General features: G+C 54.4%; 22 protein-coding genes, 1 tRNA gene and 1 pseudogene. 6 read left to right on the top strand and 18 right to left on the bottom strand.

Features of this window, described 5'->3' with window-relative positions; all coding sequences use genetic code 11:
• Positions 1–39: 39 nt before the first annotated feature.
• From APU02_RS17785 to APU02_RS17775, 3 genes and pseudogenes are all read right to left on the bottom strand, one after another.
• Positions 40–216 (bottom strand): annotated as a pseudogene (locus tag APU02_RS17785) (GNAT family N-acetyltransferase); the annotation flags it as partial.
• Between the two features lie 150 nt (positions 217–366).
• Positions 367–442: transfer RNA gene (locus APU02_RS17780), tRNA-Phe, on the bottom strand.
• Between the two features lie 105 nt (positions 443–547).
• Positions 548–1,255, bottom strand: coding sequence for a DUF554 domain-containing protein (locus APU02_RS17775; RefSeq protein WP_042290438.1), 708 nt, complete (start codon positions 1,253–1,255; stop codon positions 548–550).
• 427 nt (positions 1,256–1,682) lie between these two features.
• Between APU02_RS17775 and APU02_RS17770 the strand changes: the two genes are divergently transcribed.
• Entirely contained in the window at positions 1,683–3,818 is a 2,136-nt protein-coding gene (locus APU02_RS17770; RefSeq protein ID WP_060570799.1) for an ornithine decarboxylase, read from the top strand.
• Positions 3,819–3,861: 43 nt separating this feature from the next.
• Here the strand turns inward: APU02_RS17770 and APU02_RS17765 are convergent, their stop codons facing one another.
• From APU02_RS17765 to mutY, 4 genes are all read right to left on the bottom strand, one after another.
• On the bottom strand, positions 3,862–5,118 hold the full coding sequence (locus APU02_RS17765; protein ID WP_042290435.1) for a nucleoside permease: 1,257 nt from the start codon (positions 5,116–5,118) through the stop codon (positions 3,862–3,864).
• Positions 5,119–5,327: 209 nt separating this feature from the next.
• Positions 5,328–6,410, bottom strand: a complete 1,083-nt coding sequence (mltC, locus tag APU02_RS17755; RefSeq protein ID WP_072015011.1) for a membrane-bound lytic murein transglycosylase MltC — start codon at positions 6,408–6,410, stop codon at positions 5,328–5,330.
• 112 nt (positions 6,411–6,522) lie between these two features.
• Positions 6,523–6,798 carry an oxidative damage protection protein gene (locus APU02_RS17750; protein ID WP_060570797.1) on the bottom strand — a complete coding sequence of 92 codons (276 nt, stop codon included), beginning with the start codon at positions 6,796–6,798 and terminating at the stop codon, positions 6,523–6,525.
• Between the two features lie 27 nt (positions 6,799–6,825).
• Positions 6,826–7,878: an A/G-specific adenine glycosylase gene (gene mutY / locus APU02_RS17745; protein ID WP_060570950.1), complete on the bottom strand. Its 1,053-nt coding sequence runs from the start codon at positions 7,876–7,878 to the stop codon at positions 6,826–6,828.
• Between the two features lie 162 nt (positions 7,879–8,040).
• On the opposite strand from mutY, the gene trmB reads away from it, so the two are divergent.
• From trmB to ansB, 4 genes are all read left to right on the top strand, one after another.
• The gene (trmB, locus tag APU02_RS17740; RefSeq protein ID WP_042290426.1) at positions 8,041–8,760 is read left to right on the top strand and encodes a tRNA (guanosine(46)-N7)-methyltransferase TrmB; all 720 of its coding nucleotides are present in this window, start codon (positions 8,041–8,043) and stop codon (positions 8,758–8,760) included.
• Entirely contained in the window at positions 8,760–9,086 is a 327-nt protein-coding gene (locus APU02_RS17735) for a YggL family protein (RefSeq protein ID WP_042290424.1), read from the top strand. Before trmB ends, APU02_RS17735 begins: the two co-directional genes overlap by 1 nt.
• Before the next feature lie 50 nt (positions 9,087–9,136).
• Positions 9,137–9,856 (top strand): DUF2884 domain-containing protein, encoded by a 720-nt coding sequence (locus APU02_RS17730; RefSeq protein WP_042290421.1) that lies wholly within the window; start codon positions 9,137–9,139, stop codon positions 9,854–9,856.
• 189 nt (positions 9,857–10,045) lie between these two features.
• On the top strand, positions 10,046–11,092 hold the full coding sequence (ansB, locus tag APU02_RS17725; RefSeq protein WP_042290419.1) for an L-asparaginase 2: 1,047 nt from the start codon (positions 10,046–10,048) through the stop codon (positions 11,090–11,092).
• Between the two features lie 96 nt (positions 11,093–11,188).
• Here the strand turns inward: ansB and APU02_RS17720 are convergent, their stop codons facing one another.
• The 8 genes from APU02_RS17720 to APU02_RS17685 form a co-directional block, all read right to left on the bottom strand.
• Positions 11,189–12,490 carry a TRAP transporter large permease subunit gene (locus APU02_RS17720; protein ID WP_042290417.1) on the bottom strand — a complete coding sequence of 434 codons (1,302 nt, stop codon included), beginning with the start codon at positions 12,488–12,490 and terminating at the stop codon, positions 11,189–11,191.
• Entirely contained in the window at positions 12,490–12,993 is a 504-nt protein-coding gene (locus APU02_RS17715) for a TRAP transporter small permease (protein ID WP_060570949.1), read from the bottom strand. Before APU02_RS17715 ends, APU02_RS17720 begins: the two co-directional genes overlap by 1 nt.
• A 47-nt stretch (positions 12,994–13,040) precedes the next feature.
• Complete coding sequence (locus APU02_RS17710; protein WP_060570796.1) at positions 13,041–14,027, bottom strand: TRAP transporter substrate-binding protein; 987 nt, start codon at positions 14,025–14,027, stop codon at positions 13,041–13,043.
• 306 nt (positions 14,028–14,333) lie between these two features.
• A complete protein-coding gene (gene hemW, locus APU02_RS17705; protein WP_060570795.1) occupies positions 14,334–15,470 on the bottom strand; it encodes a radical SAM family heme chaperone HemW in 1,137 nt (378 codons plus the stop codon).
• Entirely contained in the window at positions 15,463–16,056 is a 594-nt protein-coding gene (locus APU02_RS17700) for an XTP/dITP diphosphatase (RefSeq protein ID WP_060570794.1), read from the bottom strand. The genes hemW and APU02_RS17700 overlap by 8 nt, the downstream gene beginning before the upstream one ends.
• Positions 16,057–16,063: 7 nt before the next feature.
• Entirely contained in the window at positions 16,064–16,354 is a 291-nt protein-coding gene (gene yggU / locus APU02_RS17695) for a DUF167 family protein YggU (RefSeq protein WP_042290406.1), read from the bottom strand.
• Positions 16,351–16,917, bottom strand: coding sequence for a YggT family protein (locus tag APU02_RS17690; protein WP_042290404.1), 567 nt, complete (start codon positions 16,915–16,917; stop codon positions 16,351–16,353). Before APU02_RS17690 ends, yggU begins: the two co-directional genes overlap by 4 nt.
• An 18-nt stretch (positions 16,918–16,935) precedes the next feature.
• On the bottom strand, positions 16,936–17,640 hold the full coding sequence (locus APU02_RS17685; RefSeq protein WP_060570948.1) for a YggS family pyridoxal phosphate-dependent enzyme: 705 nt from the start codon (positions 17,638–17,640) through the stop codon (positions 16,936–16,938).
• 17 nt (positions 17,641–17,657) lie between these two features.
• Between APU02_RS17685 and APU02_RS17680 the strand changes: the two genes are divergently transcribed.
• Positions 17,658–18,638: a type IV pilus twitching motility protein PilT gene (locus APU02_RS17680; protein WP_060570793.1), complete on the top strand. Its 981-nt coding sequence runs from the start codon at positions 17,658–17,660 to the stop codon at positions 18,636–18,638.
• Between the two features lie 33 nt (positions 18,639–18,671).
• Here the strand turns inward: APU02_RS17680 and ruvX are convergent, their stop codons facing one another.
• From ruvX to gshB, 3 genes are all read right to left on the bottom strand, one after another.
• Complete coding sequence (gene ruvX, locus APU02_RS17675; protein ID WP_042290401.1) at positions 18,672–19,088, bottom strand: Holliday junction resolvase RuvX; 417 nt, start codon at positions 19,086–19,088, stop codon at positions 18,672–18,674.
• Positions 19,088–19,651, bottom strand: coding sequence for a YqgE/AlgH family protein (locus tag APU02_RS17670; RefSeq protein WP_042290400.1), 564 nt, complete (start codon positions 19,649–19,651; stop codon positions 19,088–19,090). Before APU02_RS17670 ends, ruvX begins: the two co-directional genes overlap by 1 nt.
• A 175-nt stretch (positions 19,652–19,826) precedes the next feature.
• A complete protein-coding gene (gshB, locus tag APU02_RS17665; protein WP_042290397.1) occupies positions 19,827–20,774 on the bottom strand; it encodes a glutathione synthase in 948 nt (315 codons plus the stop codon).
• Positions 20,775–20,778 lie beyond the last annotated feature (4 nt).

Here is a 20,778-nt window from a genome sequence, read left to right as displayed (position 1 = left end):
GGGTTGAATGGTAGGCTCTGTACCCTTTCCATCTTAAGGCTATAGTGGCAGCTTGAGAATCAACGTTAGCGCCTGGGTTTGCGATACCTTAAAGCCTTGGTGAATATAAAAGTATTTGGCTTCTTCAGACAGAGAGTGAGCCATGATCGCGCGAACACCACTATTTTCAGCCACTCTATAACATCGAAGAACGGCATCCTGAAGAAGGTCTGCTCCAGACGTCATATTTTTCGCCGTTAGGCAGGGCGTAAATCAATCTGACAGGCGATTATATTTGGAAAAAACAACCGGATACCGAAAAGTTTGTCGGCTGAGGCCAGCTAAAATGCAAAAACGGACTTCCATGGAGGTCCGTTGATATGAATTTGGTGCCCGGACTCGGAATCGAACCAAGGACACGGGGATTTTCAATCCCCTGCTCTACCGACTGAGCTATCCGGGCAACGGGGCGCATTAAAACCGATCCGCCTCGTTTCGTCAACGAAATTTCTTCAAATCAACGCAGACTGCACAATCTATCACCACTTTGCTGTTATTGCACGCATTCTCAGGCGAAAAATGCCGTCCAGGCGGCGGAAAGGGGCATTGCCAGCAGTAGGGCAGGGAGCATATTGACCACTGCGAACATCTTGATGCCGCAGATGCGCAAACCGGTGGCGACCAGCAGTAATCCGCCAACGGCACTGAAGTCTGCCATCATCGCTGGCGTGGTGAGCGGCAGGATCAGCGCCGCGCAGGCTGCCAGCGACAGCTGGATTAACAGCATTGGCGCCGAAATGGCCGACACGGCAATACCGAGCGAGCAGGCGAAAATCATCGCCGTAAAAAAATCGAGAAAAGATTTGGCAATCAGGATACTGGGATCGCCAGTCATCCCTTCGCGCATCGCACCGAAAATGCCGGTGCCGCTGGCGCAAAACAGAACGATAATGGCGACAAAGTTCTGAATAAACGACTCATGTGGTTGTTTTTTCCCCGGCCTTGAAAAGAGCGCCTGCGCTTTCGCCACCGCATTGTTGATGCCTTTTTCCAGATAGCAAAACTCGCCTATCAGTGCGCCGATCAGCGTTGCCAGAACCATGACCGGCAGATTGGCGCATTTGACCACCAGTAAAATACCAATGCCAAGCGACGCCAGGCCGAAAATCGACGTCATTGAGACACGAATCCGTTCCGGTAAACGTTGGCTGAGAAGGGCACCGATAACGCCGCCGAGCAACACTGCGCTGGCGTTAATGAAAGGTCCGATTACCACGTTAGCTCCTGCTAAATATTTTGTCAGAGTGCATTATTATGACCTGGTTCTCACCTTTAATGCTTGTTTATCCGTGGCCTGTGTGCATAGAGATTTGATCTTGCGCCTGCCGGGTAAAGGTGCCATCATTGCGCGAATTTTCTCCAGTCTGTTGGGGCCGCATGGGATGAATGTCGCGTCTTCACATCGCCTTTATCATCATCGCCGTCTGGTGCGATGCGTGCCCCTTCTCGTTACTCCCCTTCCTTTACTCACCATGCGGTGAGGGTAGCGCATGCTCACGCGGGACAACAGTAAGATCAGAAACGGTCTGCTTTTACTGATGTCTGGCGGTCGGAGCTGGTGACCAGTTTGACCCAACATCTCGTGGGACAGGGCGATACGCCTTGTCCGGGACTTTTTTCTCCCGAAACGGGCTTTTGCGCTTATGAAATCTATGAACATTGCCGCCAGTAGTGAACTGGTTTCGCGTTTATCTACTCACCGTGGCGTAGTCGCGCTGGACAGCACCGACTTTACCGATGTGGCCGCCGTCGTGCTGACCGTCGCCGACAGCCGTAGCGGCATTCTGGCGCTGCTTAAGCGTACGGGATTCCATCTGCCGGTATTTATCCTGAGTGATGAGAAAACCGATACGCCAGCAGGCGTGCAGGCGATCATCAGCGGCAATGCGCAGGAGTGGCTCGAGCTGGAAGCCGCTGCCTGCCAATATGAAGAAAATCTCCTGCCGCCCTTTTACGACACCCTGACGCAGTATGTGGAAATGGGCAACAGCACCTTTGCCTGTCCGGGTCATCAGCATGGCGCGTTTTTTAAAAAGCATCCGGCCGGGCGGCATTTTTATGACTTCTTTGGCGAGAACGTTTTCCGCGCGGACATGTGTAACGCCGACGTTAAGCTCGGCGATCTGCTGATCCACGAAGGATCGGCAAAACATGCGCAAAAGTTTGCGGCAAAAGTGTTTCACGCCGATAAAACCTACTTTGTGCTGAACGGCACGTCGGCGGCCAATAAAGTGGTAACGAATGCGCTGTTGACCCGTGGCGATCTGGTGCTGTTCGACCGTAATAACCACAAGTCAAACCATCATGGGGCGCTGATCCAGGCCGGGGCGACGCCGGTGTATCTGGAAGCGGCGCGCAATCCGTTTGGTTTTATCGGCGGGATCGATAATCACTGTTTTAATGAAGACTACCTGCGTGCGCAGATTCGTCGCGTAGCGCCGCACAAAGCCGGGGCGCCGCGTCCGTTTCGCCTGGCGATCATCCAGCTTGGCACCTATGACGGCACCATCTATAACGCCCGACAGGTGATCGACAACATCGGCCATCTGTGCGACTACATTTTGTTTGATTCCGCCTGGGTGGGCTACGAGCAGTTTATCCCGATGATGGCGGACGGTTCACCGCTGCTGCTGGAACTGAATGAAAACGATCCGGGTATTTTCGTCACCCAGTCGGTACACAAGCAGCAGGCCGGGTTCTCGCAGACTTCACAAATCCATAAAAAAGATAACCACCTTCGTGGTCAGGCGCGTTTTTGTCCGCATAAGCGACTGAACAACGCGTTTATGCTGCATGCGTCCACCAGCCCGTTTTATCCACTGTTTGCCGCCCTGGATGTGAACGCCAAAATCCATGAAGGGGAGAGCGGCCGACGACTGTGGGCGGAGTGCGTAGAACTGGGAATTGAAGCGCGTAAAGCCATCCTCGCCAGCTGTAAACTGCTCCAGCCGTTTATCCCGCCCGTGGTGGACGGCAAAGCCTGGCAGGATTATCCGACGGAACGGATTGCCCGCGAGCGACGTTTCTTCAGCTTTGAGCCGGGCGCCAAATGGCACGGATTTGCAGGCTATGCCGATGACCAGTATTTTGTCGATCCGTGTAAGCTGCTGCTCACAACGCCGGGCATTGATGCCGAAACCGGACGCTATACCGACTTTGGCATTCCGGCGACGATACTCGCCCACTACCTGCGGGAAAACGGCATTGTGCCGGAAAAATGCGATCTCAACTCCATCCTGTTTCTGCTGACGCCTGCCGAGAGCGCAGAGAAAATGGCCCACCTGGTGGCGATGCTGGCCCAGTTTGAACAGCATATCGAAGACGACACGCCGCTTGCGGACGTACTGCCGACCATCTTCAACAAATATCCCGTGCGCTACCGCGATTACACGCTGCGCGAGCTGTGTCAGGAAATGCACGATGTGTATGTCAGCTTTAACGTCAAAGAGTTGCAAAAGGCAATGTTCCGTCAGGAAAGCCTGCCGAAAGTGGCAATGAACCCACAGGATGCCAACAGCGCCTTTATTCGCGGCGACGTTGAGTTGGTACGCATTAGCGATGCCGAAGGGCGTATTGCCGCAGAAGGCGCACTGCCGTATCCGCCGGGCGTGCTGTGCGTGGTGCCGGGTGAAGTGTGGGGCGGCGCGGTACAGCGCTATTTCCTGGCGCTGGAAGAAGGGGTGAATATGCTGCCGGGCTTCTCGCCGGAATTACAGGGAGTTTACAATGAAAAAGACGCCGATGGCATTAAGCGGCTGTATGGCTACGTGTTGAAGTAACGCCGCGTCCAGGCCGGATGGCGAATGCCATCCGGCAATCGGATTAATGCGCCACAGACTGCGTACCCGTCGGTACGCGAACGTGCTTGTACTTAAACAGCGCCACGAAGGCGAAGGCCAGCACCAGCGAGTAGCCCGCGAAGATCAGCCACACGGTTTGCCAGTCGGTAATGCCGTTCAGGGTGTAATGCTCCACCACTTTTCCGCTTACCACGCCGCCGAGAATACAACCGAAGCCGTTGGTCATCATCAGGAACATGCCCTGCGCGCTGGCGCGGATTTCCGGACGAACCTCTTTTTCCACAAACACCGAACCGGAGATGTTGAAAAAGTCGAAGGCGCAGCCGTACACAATCATCGACAGAACCAGCAGCACGGTACCAAACGGCGTCGGGTCACCGTAGGCGAACAGACCGAAGCGCAGCATCCACGCTACAATACTGATCAGCATAACGTTTTTGATGCCGTAGCGGCTGAGGAAGAACGGAATGGTCAGGATGAACAGCGTTTCGGAGATCTGCGAAATCGACATCATCACCGACGCGTGTTCCACGATAAAGCTTCCGGAGAACAGCGGGTTGTTATCGAAGCTGTGCAGGAAGGTATTCCCGAACATATTGGTAATTTGCAGCTCCGCGCCCAGCATCATGGAGAAGATAAAGAAGATCGCCATACGCTTGTTTTTGAACAGCGCAAACGCGTCCAGACCCAGCATGGAGGACCAGCTCTGGTTCTTCTGCTGATTTGCAACCGGAATATGCGGCAGCGTCAGGGTGAACAGCACCAGCAGTACCGACAGCGCTGCGCCAATGTACAGCTGCATATGGCTCAGTTCAAAGCCGGAGAAGCTCACGCCCCACATCGCCATGATAAACCCGATGGTGCCCCAGATGCGGATTGGCGGGAAGTCGGTGACGATGTCCATCCCCGCAGACTGGAGACGATAATAGGAAATGGTGTTGATCAGACCGAGCGTCGGCATGTAGGCAAGCGAGTTCAGCAGGATCACAAAGAACATCGCGCCCGGCGTGGTAACTTCCGCGGCCATAAATAGCGTTGCCGCCCCGACGATATGACAGAGGGCGTAAACCCATTTCGCGCTCAGCCATTTGTCGGCAACGATCCCCAGTAGCGTCGGCATAAAGACTGCCGCGATCCCCAGCGAGCTATACACCGCGCCAATGGAAGCACCGTCAAATTTGAGAGTGACAAACATATAGGAACCGAGCGTCGTCAGCCAGCTACCCCACAGGCAGAACTGCAGAAACGAGAGTATTTTCAGCTGCAGCTTAAGATTCATGTTAATTTCCTCACACCAAAAGGCGATTGAATGTTCCAATTGGCACATTTGCCGTTTCAATATGATGTAATTCTATCAACGACTACGGCTGGTTTTTTGTTACCTGTGACAAATAATTGCAAACAATATCTTTTTGCAATGCAAAAGAGTGACGAAGTTAACATTCTGGAGCTGCCCGACCGGCAAATTTGCCGGGCGGGCAGAGGGGATTACTGACGACGGTAGGATTTCTGCGCGGAGTTCACTTTATAAAGGTAGCGACGCGATTCCGACGACGGGTGGCGGGTGGTCAGGGTCTGGTAGACATCTCCTGGCGTCATACTGTTAATAATATTCGCCGCCTGAACTTTATCGTTTGAGAAGACGCGCAGGACGCTCCCCGCGCCGCCGTTATAGGCGGTGATCACCGCATAGCGTCGGGAAGTCGGGTTGTCGATGCCGCCCAGGTAAACATTGCTGAGCATTGCCAGATAGGCCGTCCCGGTATCAATGTTACTTGCCGGATCAAACAGATAGCTGCGGCTTGGCGTTCCGGAACGCCCCTGGGAGCGGAAGACATCTTTGCCTGCGGTGTGCTGCACAACCTGCATCAGGCCCAGAGCGTCGGAGCGGCTCACTGCATAAGGGTTAAATGACGACTCAGTCTGCATAATCGCCAGAATCAGCGACTCGTCAACGCCATATTTGTGCGACGCTTTGCGCACCATACCGAGGTATTTGTGCGCACGTTTATCCAGGTGATTCGGCACCAGATTGATCGTTACGCTGAAGATTTTGCGGATCCCATTGCTGCGGCTTTGCAGGCGCGTTTGTAACAGGTAATCGGCGAATTGGGTGGCGCGGCCTTCCCAGCGGATCGGTTGACCCGTGTTATCCAGTACCTGGCCATACAGGAACGGCTCACGGGAGATCTGGATGTCATCCACATCCGAGTACAGGTCGACCGAACTCGGATCGTCGCCCATCAGCAGCGTTTTTATGATTGCGCGACGCAAATGCGCGGCGGGATCTGTTCCGGCAATGGTTTCAACGGTGATCGTACCGGCGTCGAAGTTAATATGGCTGCGGGTCTGATACTGATCGGTATACTTTACATAGTCCTTCGGACCGGCAATCAGCACTTCCTGATAGCCCCACAAGTTTTCAATGTTATGGGCAAACTGCCCCATCAAAATGTCAAAACCGTTGGTATCCTTGACCCAGGCTTCGTTATAAGAATCGCCTTTTTTGGTCGAGCTGGAACAGGAGATGAGCAACGGCGCAATAACGGCAAGCGCGAGTAATTTTTTCATCATTCCGGGAGTGCGTGTTGTGTTTGTCGTTATGCCATTTCGCCGCAGGATACTCGTCCTGGAGACGGCATGATGTCCGGGCCGGATAAGCGCGGCGCTATCCGGCAACGCATTATTTACCGTCTTCCGGCGTATACCCTTCGATATGCACGTCTTTGCCTTCAAACAGGAAGTTGACCATTTCCTGCTCCAGCAGTTTGCGGTGCTCGACGTTCATCATGTTGAGTTTCTTTTCGTTGATCAGCATGGTCTGCTTGTGTTGCCACTGCGCCCATGCCTCTTTTGAAATCTCGTTATAAATGCGTTTTCCCAGTTCGCCCGGGTACAGCTGGAAGTCCTGGCCTTCTGCTTCACGCTGCAGGAAAGTGCAAAAAATCGTTCTGCTCATAACAAATCCTCTTTATCGACCGATGCGTCAAACCGGCGCGCCGGTGCGTAACTGCTGTAATAAACGCTCCACGGGAGCCGCCAGACCAACGGACGGCGGTTGCGCTAAGTTATACCAGAGCGCGCTGCCTTCATCCATGCAGGAACCCGTTGAGGACACGCTCAGCCACATAGGCACAATATCTAAGTGGAAATGGCTGAAGGTATGGCGAAACGCGTTAAGCTGGGTCAAAGTATCCGCGTTAACCTGCCGTTGCGCCAGCCACTCGCGTAATTCTGTTTCGTTGGCAAACTGCGGGAAGCAGTACAGCCCACCCCACAGTCCGCTGGGTGGACGCTGGGTGAGTAAGACTTCATCTTGATGCTGCATCAGTAAAAAATAGCCGGTACGCTCGGGCAGCGTTTGTTTCGGTTTTTTCCCGGGATAACGTGACCAACTGTCGGTGGCCGCCGCCACGCAACCGTGCTGTAGCGGACAAATCATACATTTCGGTTTTGAGCGTGTGCAGACCATCGCGCCTAAATCCATCATCGCCTGGTTAAAACGGGCCACGCCGTTGACCGGCGTCACGTCTTCGCTCAGATCCCACAGTTTTTTCTCGACCTCTTTTTTCCCCGGCCAGCCGCTAACAGCATAGCAGCGTGCCAGCACGCGTTTGACGTTGCCGTCGAGAATCGGAAAAGGTTTATCCAGTGACAGAGAAAGTACCGCTCCGGCGGTGGAACGGCCAACGCCGGGCAGCGCCGCAACCTCATCAAACGTTTCCGGAAAGACGCCGTGGTGCAGCGTGGCGACCTGCTGAGCGGCTTTGTGCAGGTTGCGCGCGCGGGCGTAGTAGCCCAGTCCGGTCCACAGATGCAACACTTCGTCCAGCGGCGCGTTAGCGAGATCGGTCACCGTCGGGAAATGACGCATAAACCGTTCAAAATAGGGAATAACCGTCGCAACCTGCGTTTGTTGCAACATCACTTCCGAGAGCCATACTTTGTAAGGCGTCTTGTCAATTTGCCAGGGCAGGGTTTTTCGCCCGTATTTGTCGTACCAGTCCAGAACCTGGGCTGAAAATTGAGACGCTTGCATGGTCACCAAAATCATTATTGTCGGGGGCCAGATTGCAGCACAGCGGCAACAGGGTGTAAACCGGAACTTTCCGCAGCGTGTCATCTTCCTTTACTTGCATCCGGCAACTAACTTTGGATAATGCCCGTTTTCAGAACTCAATCACAAGCAGACTTAACTTTTATGAAAAACGACGTCATTTCACCGGAATTTGATGAAAACGGCCGCCCGCTGCGCCGGATTCGCAGTTTTGTGCGTCGCCAGGGGCGACTGACCAAAGGGCAGGAACACGCGCTGGAAAACTACTGGCCGGTGATGGGCGTTGAGTTTAGCGAAGATCCCGTGGAATTCGCGACGCTGTTTGGCCGCGAAGCGCCGGTGACGCTTGAGATTGGTTTCGGCATGGGGGCTTCGCTGGTGGCGATGGCGAAAGCGCGCCCGGAGCAAAACTTCCTCGGTATTGAAGTGCATTCGCCGGGCGTGGGGGCGTGTCTGGCTTCCGCCCATGAAGAAGGCGTCGAAAACCTGCGCGTGATGTGTCACGACGCCGTTGAAGTACTGCACAAAATGATTCCTGACAATTCTTTATCGATGGTTCAACTCTTTTTCCCTGACCCGTGGCATAAAGCACGTCATAATAAACGCCGTATCGTTCAGGTGCCGTTTGCTGAACTGGTGAAAAGCAAGCTGAAGCTGGGCGGCGTGTTCCACATGGCGACCGACTGGGAAGCCTATGCGGAACATATGCTGGAAGTGATGTCTTCAATTGACGGCTATAAAAACCTGTCGGAGAGTCACGATTACGTACCGCGCCCGGCCTCGCGCCCGGTAACCAAATTTGAACAACGTGGCCATCGTCTTGGTCACGGCGTATGGGACTTAATGTTCGAGAGGGTGAAATAATGGCAAAGAACCGTAGCCGTCGTCTGCGTAAAAAAATGCACATCGACGAATTCCAGGAATTAGGGTTTTCGGTTGCATGGCGTTTCCCGGAAGGCACTTCTGAAGATCAGATTGATAAAACCGTTGATGACTTTATCAACGACGTGATCGAACCGAATAAACTGGCCTTTGACGGCAGCGGTTATCTGGCCTGGGAAGGTCTGATCTGCATGCAGGAAATCGGCAAATGCACGGAAGAGCACCAGACCATCGTGCGTAAATGGTTAGAAGATCACAAACTTGAAGAAGTGCGCACCAGCGAACTTTTTGACGTTTGGTGGGACTAATAAAGCAAAGGGTCGGCAAATGCCGGCCCGATTTGTCTTGAGGGAAAGTTATGATGCGCAAAATGCTGCTGGCGGCAGCGCTTTCTGTTACTGCGATGTCCGCCCATGCAGATTACCAGTGCAGCGTCACGCCGCGTGACGATGTGATTCTTAGCCCGCAAACTGTGCAGGTGAAGGGCGAAAACGGCAATCTGGTCATCACGCCGGACGGCAATGTGATGTACAACGGCAAGCAATACTCCCTGAGCGCGGCGCAACGCGAACAGGCGAAAGATTATCAGGCGGCGCTGCGCAGCACCCTGCCGTGGATTGATGAAGGCGCCCGCTCACGCGTGGAAAAAGGCCGCGTCGCGCTGGACAACATTATTGCTAAAGAAGTCGGCGAGAGCAGCAACATGCGCGGTCGCCTGACCAAACTTGATGCTCAGCTTAAAGAGCAAATGAACCGGATCATTGAGCACCGTACCGACGGTCTGACGTTCCACTATAAAGCGATCGATCAAGTGCGCGCCGACGGCCAGCAACTGGTGAACCAGGCGATGGGCGGCATTTTGCAGGACAGCATTAACGAGATGGGGGCGAAAGCCGTACTCAAAGGCGGCGGTAATCCGCTCCAGGGCGTACTCGGCAGCCTCGGTGGTTTGCAAACCGCCATCCAGAATGAATGGAAGAATCAGGAAAAAGACTTCCAGCAGTTCGGCAAAGATGTTTGTAGCCGTGTGGTCACCCTGGAAGACAACCGCAAGGCGCTGGTCAGCAGCCTGAAATAATTCTTTCTTAAAAAACAATGGCACAGATCGTCTCTGTGCCGTTTTATCTTCCCTTTCCGCTTCGTTTTGATAGCCACCTCTAAATTTAACAATCTGAAAAATATATTTATCTGGTTAATTGGATGAAATCACATTATTCATCTGTGGCATTGGGATAATGCGGCAAATTCACGTAACTGGAGAAATAACATGGAGTTTTTCAGGAAAACGGCACTTGCCGCACTGGTGATGGGCTTTAGCGGCGCGGCGCTGGCCTTACCGAACGTCACTATTTTAGCGACCGGTGGCACCATTGCTGGCGGCGGTGATTCCGCCACCAAATCTAACTACACAGCGGGCAAAGTCGGTGTGGAAAACCTGGTGAACGCGGTACCTCAGTTGAAGGAGATCGCGAACGTCAAAGGCGAACAGGTGGTGAATATCGGCTCGCAGGATATGAACGACGAGGTCTGGTTAACCCTGGCGAAGAAAATCAATAACGAATGCGACAGCACCGATGGTTTCGTGATCACCCACGGTACCGACACCATGGAAGAAACGGCCTATTTCCTCGATCTTACCGTGAAATGCAACAAGCCGGTGGTGCTGGTGGGGGCGATGCGTCCATCCACGTCGATGAGCGCCGACGGTCCGTTCAACCTTTATAATGCGGTCGTAACGGCGGCAGACAAAGCCTCCGCTAACCGCGGCGTGCTGGTGGTGATGAACGATACTGTGCTTGACGGGCGTGACGTGACCAAGACTAACACCACCGATGTCGCCACCTTTAAGTCCGTTAACTACGGGCCGCTGGGCTACATTCACAACGGTAAAATTGACTATCAGCGCACCCCGGCGCGTAAGCACACGACATCTACCCCATTCGACGTCTCTAAGCTGAGCGAACTGCCGAAAGTAGGCATTGTGTATAACTACGCCAACGCTTCTGACCTGCCGGCTAAAGCGCTGGTGGATGCCGGTTATGAAGGGATTGTGAGCGCAGGCGTGGGTAACGGCAACCTGTATAAAACGGTTTTCGATACCCTGGCGACGGCGGCGCATAAAGGTACGGTAGTGGTGCGTTCTTCTCGCGTTCCGACCGGTTCTACCACTCAGGATGCAGAAATCGACGACGCGAAGTACGGTTTTGTGGCTTCCGGTACGCTGAACCCGCAGAAAGCGCGCGTGCTGCTGCAACTGGCGTTAACCCAGACTAAAGATCCGAAGCAAATCCAGACGATGTTTAATCAGTACTAATAGCGCAGGGCGGCTACGTGTCGTTGAAGCCCAGAGAAGCGTAGCGCCATCAGGCGCTTGCCGGGTGAAGGTCCTGCCTCACCCGGCTTTTCGTGTTTACATTAAACCCAGCAGTTGCGGCACGAACAGCGAAATTTGCGGGATGTAGACGATCATCATCAGCGCGATCAGCAGCGCGGCGTAAAACGGCAGCAGTGGCCGAATCAGCTGCTGAATCTTCACGCCGGAAATGGAACAGCCGACAAACAGCGCGCTTCCCACCGGTGGCGTAAGCAACCCGATACAGAGGTTGGAAACCATCATAATACCGAAATGAACCGGATCCATTCCCAGCTCCTGCGCGATAGGCAGGAAGATGGGCGTGAAGATCAGTACGGCGGGCGTCATATCCATAAAGATACCGACGATCAGCAACACGATATTGATTAACAGCAGAATGATGATCGGATTGTCCGAAATGCCCATCAGCGTGTCGCTGATCATGTACGGAATGTCCGCGTTGGTCATCGCCCATGACATCCCGACCGAGAAGCCAATCAGGAGCAGGACGATCGAGGTCGTCACCACTGACTCCAGAATCAGCTTCGGCAGGTCACGCCATTTCACTTCACGATAAATCAGCACCGACAGGATAAAGGTATACACCACCGCAATGGCAGAGGCTTCCGTCGCGGTAAAAATCCCGCCGAGAATGCCGCCCATAACGATAATCACCAGCAGCAGGCTGGGCAGAGCGTCAATCAATGCCCTGAAGGCCTGAGCGCAGGTTGGGCGTTCTGAAAGCGGATAATGGCGGCGTTTGGCGATGATCGCGCAGACCACCATAATCGCCAGTCCCATCAGAATGCCCGGCAAATAACCCGCCATAAACAACGAGGCCACCGAAACGCCGCCTGCGGTAAGTGAAAAGACGATCAGCACATTGGAAGGTGGGATCAACAGTCCGGTGATACAGGAGGAGACGTTCACCGCGGTGGAAAACGTGGGATCGTAACCTTGTTTTGTCTGGATCGGGTTAAGCGTACCGCCCACTGCGGCGGCGGCGGCTACCGCCGAACCCGAAATGGAGCCAAACATCATGTTGGCCAGTACGTTGACATGGCCAAGCGATCCCGGTACCCGGCCCACCATCACCTGCGCCAGATTGATCAGGCGGATGGCGATGCCACCGCTGTTCATCAGCGTACCGGCGAAAATAAAGAAGGGAATGGCCAGCAGCGCAAAGTTATCCAGGCCGTTTGCCAGTCGCTGTGAAACAGTGATAACGGCGATATCCCACGGGAACATCAACAGCATCGAGGCGACGGTGGCAATGCCGATGGAAAAGGAAATCGGAACGCCAATAAAGACCAGAATAAAGAAGCAGCCAAAGAGGGTGAGAGCGATATAACTGTCCATCAGACGACTCCCTGCGTACCGTTTTTCAGTTGTTGAATGCTTTGATAAATAAAGCACAGGGCATAGAACATCATCACCACGCCGCACAGCGGCAGGATAAAGTACACGTAGCCCATCGGGATCTGCATCGCCGCAGACACCTGCGCTGTCGCCAGCGTTTTCTCGATCAGCTTCAGGCCACCGGTAACGATGACGGATCCGGCGAAGCCGAAAATCATCACGTTGATCAGCAGGCTAAGCAGGGCCTGCTTGCGTTTGTCGAGCGACATCGCCAGCAGGTCAATTGACAGGTGGCGCTGTGCGCCGACCGTATAGGCCGCGCCCAACAGGCCAACCCAAATCATTAAAAAGCGCGCCAGTTCATCGGTTAACGTGCTGGGCTGGTTGAGCACATAGCGGCTAAAAACCTGCCAGACCACGCAGATCACCAGCGCAATCATGACGATGACGGAAAATGCGGCAATGACGCGGTCTACCGCAAGTTTTAGGCGGTTAAATATCATCATTAAAATCCCGGTGTGCCGGGCCAGCGGCTGGCCCGGAAGAGTGGTTATTGCGCGGCGTTTTCAAATTTTTCCAGCAGCGCGGCTTGCCTGGAATCTTTCTTGAAGTCATCAAACAGGGGCTGTACCGCTGCGCGGAACGGGGCTTTCTCGACTTTTATGATTTCGCCGCCCATGGCTTTCGCTTGCGCGCGGGTATCGGCGTCGATCTTGTCCCACAGTTTTTGCTGGTGAGTTTCAGAGTTTTTCGCTGCGGTACTCAGGATCTGCTGCTGTTCAGGCGTGAGCTTGTCCCAGGTTTTCGTTGAGATCACCAGAAAATCAGGAATGGAGGCATGCTCATCCTCAGAAAACACTTTGGCGATTTCAATGTGACGCGTCTGTACCCAGGAAGGCACGTTGTTCTCCGCGCCATCTACCACTCCTTGTTGCATGGCGGTATAAACTTCTCCAAAGGAGATGGGCGTGGGCGAACCGCCCATCAGCTCGATCATTTTAATGGTCGTCGGGCTGGCCTGAACGCGGATTTTTAAACCTTTCAGGTCTTCAGGCCGGGTAATGGGTTTTTTGGCGTAAAAGCTACGCGTACCGGCAACATAGGCGGAAAGGGCAAAGAATCCTTTGTCTTTAGTGGAATCCATAATTTCTTTACCGACTTCGCCAAATACCACTTTATTGAAATGATTCTGATCTTTAAATAAGAAAGGCAAATTATAAATTGCGTAGACGTTATCAAAAGATTCCAGATCGCTGGCGGAACCTTTTGTCATATCCAGCGCGCCATTTTGTAGCAGTTCCATTGTTTCGCGGGCATTGCCCATTTGGCTGCTGGGGTAAATACGCACCGTCATTTTACCGTCAGAAAGTTGTTTCACCTCTTTTGCCAGCTCTTCAAACGCCTGATGGACGACATGGCTACGCTCGAGATTGTGCGCCAGTTTTAGCGTCACTTTTTCCGCCGCGCTGGCGCCGGCGCTCAACAGTGCAAGAAGGGAAGCGCATAATAATGAACGAGAAAACGATCTGATCTTCATAAGGTAGGCTCCATGCTCCAGAGGGAAGATAGTGGTTTATATCTGCTGTCAGTAATTTAATTTCTGTATGATAGATTGACATAGTTGTCGTACATCTGTGCGCCATCTTAATCACTAATGCGTCAGCCGAAAGGAGTTTGTATCTGTTTTGTGCGCCATGTTGGATATATTTTTCGCAGTACAGGGATTTTATATTTCAATAAAAATAATGAAGAAGAATATTATGTGGAAATACCGCGCTTACCGTTCGGTTTTATCGAATTTATTGGTCGGGGGAATGGGCGCCTTTAAAAAGGCGCGCGCTATTTATTCGGCAAGAAATAGTTCGAGGAGAGAGTTGAGAAACAGTTTACCGTGCTGGCTGATCTGCCAGTATTCTTCGCTTTCGGTCAGATAACCCTGCGCTTTCGCGTCGTCGATTTGTCGGCGAATCGTCGTTTCGCTCAGGCCGGTGTATTCGCTGAATTCGCGACGGGGCGCGGCTTCCAGCAAACGGAAGCGGTTCATAAAGAATTCGAACGGTTTGTCCGCTTGCGCCACATCACGCTGGCTTTCCAGATACCGTCCTTGCATATAGCCGCGCGGATGACGGGTTTTCGTGGTGCGCAAGATCCTGCCGTCCGGGAAGGTGACTTTGCCGTGTGCGCCGCAGCCAATCCCCAGATAGTCGCCAAAGCGCCAGTAGTTCAGGTTGTGCTGGCACTGATAGCCCGGTCTGGCATAGGCAGAGGTTTCGTATTGCTGATAACCGGCGGCAGTCAGCAACTGGTGTCCTTGTTCGAAAATATCCCACAGCGCATCGTCATCCGGCAGTACCGGTGGGCGTGAGCCAAACAGCGTGTTCGGTTCAATGGTCAGCTGATACCAGGAAAGATGCGGTGGATTAAGCGCAATCGCCTGTTTCAGATCGCCAAGCGCCTCTTCCAGCGTCTGGTCCGGCAGGCCGTGCATCAGATCAAGGTTAAAACTGCGCAGACCCAGCCCGCAGGCCAGATTCGCCGCACGTAGCGCTTCTTCCGGGCCGTGAATACGCCCAAGCCGTTTCAGCTTCGGCTCACTAAAGCTCTGTACGCCGATGGAGATACGGTTAACGCCAGCGCGTTGATAGTCGACGAAGCGATCGGCCTCTACCGTTCCGGGGTTCGCTTCCATGGTTATTTCCGCATCGGCGGCCAGATTCAGGCGCGCTCGCACGCCATCGAGCAGCGTTTGCATCGCCGGGCCGGAAAGCAAACTCGGCGTACCGCCGCCAATGAAAAGGGTTTTTACTTCACGCCCCTGTGCGTATGCGACGTCCGCATCCAGATCGCTCAGCAGGTGCTGAACGTAATCGTCGTGCGGCACTTCGCCCTTTAACGCATGCGAATTAAAGTCGCAGTACGGGCATTTCTGCACGCACCACGGAATGTGAATATAAAGACTCAGCGGCGGTAGCTTAACCATTACGCAAGGCTTCCAGTAACAGCTTCAGCGCCTGTCCACGGTGGGAAATCGCGATTTTTTCTTCGCGGGTCAGTTCAGCCGCGGTTTTGCCTTCCGAAGGGACAAAGAAGATGGGGTCGTAGCCAAAACCGCCGTTGCCTGCCGCTTCGCGTGTGATAACGCCCGGCCAACTGCCGTGGCAGACCAGTGGGGTCGGATCGTCCGCGTGGCGCAGATAAACCAGCACACAGTGGAAACGCGCCTGGCGTTTACCGTCCGGAATGTCCTGCATGGTGTGCAACAGCTTTTCCAGATTCTGCTGGTCAGTGGCGTCCTCACCGGCGTAGCGCGCGGAGTAGATCCCCGGCGCGCCGCCCAGCGCGTCAACCGCCAGACCGGAGTCGTCGGCAATCGCCGGTAAACCGGTAACCTGAGCCGCATGGCGCGCTTTCAGGATCGCATTTTCAATGAAAGTCAGGCCGGTCTCTTCGGCGGAATCGACGCCGAGTGCCGTTTGCGCCACGACTTCAAGCCCGAAATCGCTCAGCAGCGATGCAAGCTCACGCACTTTACCGGCATTGCCGGTAGCGAGGACAACTTTTTGCATAGGATACCTAATCTGTTAACGCCGAGACTTCGGGCGGGATCTGTTGCGGATGAAGAATTTTAACCTGTTTATGGCGGCCAAGTTCGCCTTTTTCAATAATGACCTGGCTTTTGGCCACGCGGAACTGCTTGCCGAGAAACTTCACCAGATGGCTGTTCGCCTGGCCGTCTACCGGCGGAGCGGTAATGGCGACTTTCAGTTCGTCGCCGTGTAAACCAACAATGCTGTCACGGCTGGCTTTCGGCTGAATATACAACCGTAAAACCAGACCGTCTTCGCAGCGCGTTACGGCACTCATAGCGCCATCCACAGCCCCGGCAGCAGCATGTTTCCGGTGGCCTGTAACAGCTCGCCAATCCCCATGTTGATCACATACAGCAACAGAACAAGGATCATCGGGGAGAAATCAATACCGCCCATACCGGGCAAAATGCGGCGTATCGGGCGCAGCAGCGGGTCGGCCAACTGCATCAGCACGAATTCGATCGGGCTGCGGCCCTGGCTGACCCAACTCATAATCGCCATCACCAGCAGCACCCAGAAAATCAGCAGACCGATAGTCTTCAGCACGATCAGCAGCGCGGCAATCCAGATAATCGGCAGGAAGGTCACCACCTTAAACAGCACGATCGCTTTGATAAAGCTGAGGATAAACGCCACCAGCAAAGAGGCGCTGTCGATGGGGCCCATCGGTGGAATGATGCGGCGCAAGGGGCCAATAATCGGCTGCGTGACTTTCACCACGAACTGGGAGAAAGGGTTGTAAAAATCGCAGCGAGCCCACTGCATCCACACGCGCAACAACAGCACCATGGTGTACAGCTCAATTACCGTTGAGAGCAGGAAGGTCAACGTATTCATCGCGTTCCTCAGTTTTCCTTAATTTTTTGTGTAATCCCGGGCGCCAAAGATGGCGGTGCCGATACGGACCATCGTACTACCGGCGGCGATAGCGGCATCCATATCGTCCGACATGCCCAGTGACAGCGTGTCGACGTCAGGATAGCGCGCTTGCAGCCCGGCAAATGCTACAGCCATTTGGCGTGCGACTTCAAACTGCCTTACATAATCTGACTCTGGCGCCGGAATCGCCATCAGACCACGCAGGCGAAGATGGGGTAATTCAGCGACCTCCGCAGCAAGCGCATCCAGGGCCTCCAGTGAAATCCCGGACTTGCTGTTCTCATCACTAATATTGATTTGAATCAGCACGTTAAGTGGAGGAAGTTCAGCCGGACGTTGCTCGCTCAGACGCGCGGCGATGCGCAGACGGTCAATGGTATGGCACCAGTCAAAATGCTCTGCCACCAGACGGCTTTTATTGGACTGTAGCGGGCCGATAAAGTGCCATTGCAGGCCTTCAACGCCTTGCGCCTGAAAATGGCGGATTTTCTCCACTCCTTCCTGCACGTAATTTTCGCCAAATGCACGCTGTCCGGCAGCGATGGCTTCTTCGATGGCGCTCGCAGGTTTGGTTTTACTGACTGCAAGCAACGTAACTTCTTCTGAAGCGCGACCGCAACGCGATGCGGCGGCTGAGATTTTGTCCCGGACCTGTGCCAGGTTATGCGCGATATCGTTCATTTTCCGAGGATGCATCTATGAATATGGAAGAAATTGTGGCCCTTAGTGTAAAGCATAATGTCTCGGATCTACACCTAAGCAATGCGTGGCCGGCGCGATGGCGCAAGCGAGGACGGCTTGAGGCGGCGCCATTCCCTATACCGGATATGGACAGCCTGTTGGCGCAATGGCTTGATGCGCGACAGCTGGCGGTGTTTCAGCAGGAAGGGCAGCTTGATTTCGCCGTCACGCTTACGGGTAACCAACGCTTGCGGGCCAGCGCCTTTCGTCAACAGCGGGGGATATCGCTGGCGCTGCGCTTGTTGCCCTCCCGTTGCGCCACCCTGGAAGCGCTGGCGACGCCTGCGGCACTGCCTGAACTGCTTGCCAGCGAGAACGGACTGATACTGGTGACCGGAGCGACGGGCAGCGGTAAATCCACCACCCTGGCGGCAATGGTGGACTGGCTCAACCGCCATACCGACGGACATATTCTGACGCTGGAAGATCCCATTGAGTACATTTACGCCAGCCAACGCTGCCTGATTCAACAGCGTGAGATCGGTATGCATTGCTCATCGTTTGCCGCGGGATTACGCGCGGCGCTGCGGGAAGACCCAGACGTTATTCTGCTCGGGGAACTGCGGGACAGCGAGACCATCCGCCTGGCGCTGACGGCGGCGGAAACCGGGCATCTGGTATTGGCGACGCTACATACCCGCGGCGCGGCGCAGGCCGTCGAGCGGCTGCTGGATACCTTTCCGGCGCAGGAAAAAGAGCCGGTGCGCAGCCAACTGGCGGGCAGTCTGCGCGCCGTTTTGTCGCAAAAGCTGGAGCCCGATAAGCAGGAAGGGCGCGTTGCGCTGTTTGAATTGCTGATCAACACCCCAGCGACGGGAAATTTAATTCGTGAGGGCAAAACGCACCAACTACCCCATGTCATTCAGACCGGACAGCAGGCAGGAATGATGACTTTTGCCCAGAGTTGGCAGCAGCGTCAGGCGCAGGGGCGAGTGTAGCCAGCTAAGCGGCGTGTCAACGCGGAGGGCGCCTCAATAACCCTGCTCGAAATAGCTTTCGAGAATGATGACTGCAGAAGCGGAGTCAATCTTACCTTTGTTGAGCGCGCGATAGCCGCCTTGCTCAAACAGGCCAGACCGTGCTTCAACGGTGCTCAGGCGTTCGTCATGCAGCGTTACCGTCACGCCAAATCGACCATGGATGCGGTTAGCAAATTTGCGCGCGCGGGCAGTGAGCGGTTGCTCGGTGCCGTCCATGTTTAGCGGCAAGCCAACGATGATTTCATCCGGCTGCCACTCTTTGAGCAGGCGTTCGACGAGTAGCCAGTCCGGCGTGCCGTCCTGCGCTTTAATCGCCGGAAGCGGGCGGGCGGTGCCGGTGACGCGTTGACCAATCGCCACGCCGATACTTTTGGTGCCAAAATCAAAGGCCAGTAACGTTCCGCTCATCAGGCATGCCCCGCCACGCCGGGCATGGTCTGAATGTCGATGCCAATCAGTCTGGCAGCGTCGCGCCAGCGGTCGGCTATCGGCGTTTTGAACAGAATATTGAGATCGGCGGGTGCGGTCAGCCAGGCGTTATCCAGCAACTCTTGCTCCAGTTGGCCTTTATCCCACGACGCGTAGCCCAGCGCGACCAGCACTTCAGAGGGTTGTTCGCGGGTGCCTAAGGTTTCCAGTACGTCACGGGAAGTGGTAATGACCGTGTTATCGGAAATGCGAATGCTTGATGAAAAACGCGACGGAGGGGTGTGCAGGATAAACCCGCGATCTTCCGCCAGCGGGCCGCCGAGCATCACCGCTTTATCCAGGCGAATAGCCGGATCGCGCGGTTCCGGGGTGATTTTCAGCTTTTCCAGAATTCCTTCAATCTGCAAGTTTTCCAGCGGTTTGTTAACAATAATCCCCATTGCGCCATCTTCATTATGTTCGCAAATATAGACCACAGAGCGGCGGAAAATCGGATCCTGGAGAGCAGGCATGGCAATAAGAAAGTGATGCTGTAAATTCATTGTCAGAGGTTCTGTGTCCTGGTTTAAAAAATCAACAGGGGTCAGTATGTGTGGAAAGCGTTAAATTGTCACTCTTAGAAACGCGTTGCCGGATGGGGCTTCGCTTTATCTGGCGAACAGGGACGCAAAATGTCAGCCGGACACGACGACCAGGCGTCGCGTCCGGCGACAGATTTTACCTGGCAAGGCGCGCTTCGATGGCGTCCATCAGCATGCCGGTAATGGAGACGGGGAACTCCGCTTCAATCTCGCGAATACAGGTCGGGCTGGTGACGTTAATCTCGGTCAGGCGATCGCCAATGATGTCCAGACCGACAAAAATCAGCCCTTTAGCTTTCAGCGTTGGCCCAATGCGGCGCGCGATTTCCCAGTCGCTGTCGGTTAATGGACGCGGTTCGCCACGACCGCCCGCGGCGAGGTTGCCACGGGTTTCGCCGCCCTGCGGGATACGCGCCAGGCAGTACGGCACCGGCTCGCCATCCACCACCAGCACGCGCTTATCGCCATCGACAATCGCCGGCAGATAGTTCTGCGCCATGCAGTAACGGGTGCCATGCTCGGTCAGGGTCTCGGCAATCACTCCGAGGTTCGGATCTCCCTCTTTCACCCGGAAAATGGACGCGCCGCCCATGCCGTCAAGCGGCTTAAGAATAATGTCGCTGTGTTTTTGCCAGAAGGCTTTCAACTGTGCTTTGTTGCGGGTGACCAGCGTTTCCGGCGTCAGGTCAGAGAACCAGGCGGTGAACAGTTTTTCATTACAGTCGCGCAGACTCTGCGGTTTGTTCACGATCAGCGTACCTTTCTCTTCGGCGCGCTCCAGAATGTAGGTGGCGTAAATAAATTCGGTATCAAACGGCGGATCTTTACGCATCAGAATCACGTCGAGATCCGCCAGCGCCAGATCCTGCTCGCCGGTAAAGTCATACCATTTGTCGTAGTTCTGCTCGACGCTCAGCGTGCGCGTATGCGCGCGGGCTTCACCATTGATCAAATAAAGATCGGCCATCTCCATATAATGAAGTTCGTAACCACGACGTTGCGCTTCCAGCAGCATAGCGAAGCTGGAGTCTTTCTTGATGTTGATGCTTGCGATGGGGTCCATCACGATGCCGAGCTTGATCATTATT

It is taken from the genome of Citrobacter sp. 50677481 (genome assembly GCF_001463265.1).
GTDB classification, from domain to species: Bacteria; Pseudomonadota; Gammaproteobacteria; order Enterobacterales; family Enterobacteriaceae; genus Citrobacter_A; species Citrobacter_A sedlakii.
This window is presented reverse-complemented; position numbering and strand designations above follow the sequence as displayed.

Bases quoted from the DNA above. Each gene is read 5' to 3' on its own strand.
- APU02_RS17770 (WP_060570799.1), top strand. From the start codon at position 1,683: ATGAAATCTATGAACATTGCCGCCAGTAGTGAACTGGTTTCGCGTTTA.
- APU02_RS17765 (WP_042290435.1), bottom strand. From the start codon at position 5,118: ATGAATCTTAAGCTGCAGCTGAAAATACTCTCGTTTCTGCAGTTCTGC.
- mltC (WP_072015011.1), bottom strand. From the start codon at position 6,410: ATGAAAAAATTACTCGCGCTTGCCGTTATTGCGCCGTTGCTCATCTCC.
- APU02_RS17750 (WP_060570797.1), bottom strand. From the start codon at position 6,798: ATGAGCAGAACGATTTTTTGCACTTTCCTGCAGCGTGAAGCAGAAGGC.
- mutY (WP_060570950.1), bottom strand. From the start codon at position 7,878: ATGCAAGCGTCTCAATTTTCAGCCCAGGTTCTGGACTGGTACGACAAA.
- trmB (WP_042290426.1), top strand. From the start codon at position 8,041: ATGAAAAACGACGTCATTTCACCGGAATTTGATGAAAACGGCCGCCCG.
- APU02_RS17735 (WP_042290424.1), top strand. From the start codon at position 8,760: ATGGCAAAGAACCGTAGCCGTCGTCTGCGTAAAAAAATGCACATCGAC.
- APU02_RS17730 (WP_042290421.1), top strand. From the start codon at position 9,137: ATGATGCGCAAAATGCTGCTGGCGGCAGCGCTTTCTGTTACTGCGATG.
- ansB (WP_042290419.1), top strand. From the start codon at position 10,046: ATGGAGTTTTTCAGGAAAACGGCACTTGCCGCACTGGTGATGGGCTTT.
- APU02_RS17720 (WP_042290417.1), bottom strand. From the start codon at position 12,490: ATGGACAGTTATATCGCTCTCACCCTCTTTGGCTGCTTCTTTATTCTG.
- APU02_RS17715 (WP_060570949.1), bottom strand. From the start codon at position 12,993: ATGATATTTAACCGCCTAAAACTTGCGGTAGACCGCGTCATTGCCGCA.
- APU02_RS17710 (WP_060570796.1), bottom strand. From the start codon at position 14,027: ATGAAGATCAGATCGTTTTCTCGTTCATTATTATGCGCTTCCCTTCTT.
- hemW (WP_060570795.1), bottom strand. From the start codon at position 15,470: ATGGTTAAGCTACCGCCGCTGAGTCTTTATATTCACATTCCGTGGTGC.
- APU02_RS17700 (WP_060570794.1), bottom strand. From the start codon at position 16,056: ATGCAAAAAGTTGTCCTCGCTACCGGCAATGCCGGTAAAGTGCGTGAG.
- yggU (WP_042290406.1), bottom strand. From the start codon at position 16,354: ATGAGTGCCGTAACGCGCTGCGAAGACGGTCTGGTTTTACGGTTGTAT.
- APU02_RS17690 (WP_042290404.1), bottom strand. From the start codon at position 16,917: ATGAATACGTTGACCTTCCTGCTCTCAACGGTAATTGAGCTGTACACC.
- APU02_RS17685 (WP_060570948.1), bottom strand. From the start codon at position 17,640: ATGAACGATATCGCGCATAACCTGGCACAGGTCCGGGACAAAATCTCA.
- APU02_RS17680 (WP_060570793.1), top strand. From the start codon at position 17,658: ATGAATATGGAAGAAATTGTGGCCCTTAGTGTAAAGCATAATGTCTCG.
- ruvX (WP_042290401.1), bottom strand. From the start codon at position 19,088: ATGAGCGGAACGTTACTGGCCTTTGATTTTGGCACCAAAAGTATCGGC.
- APU02_RS17670 (WP_042290400.1), bottom strand. From the start codon at position 19,651: ATGAATTTACAGCATCACTTTCTTATTGCCATGCCTGCTCTCCAGGAT.
- gshB (WP_042290397.1), bottom strand. From the start codon at position 20,774: ATGATCAAGCTCGGCATCGTGATGGACCCCATCGCAAGCATCAACATC.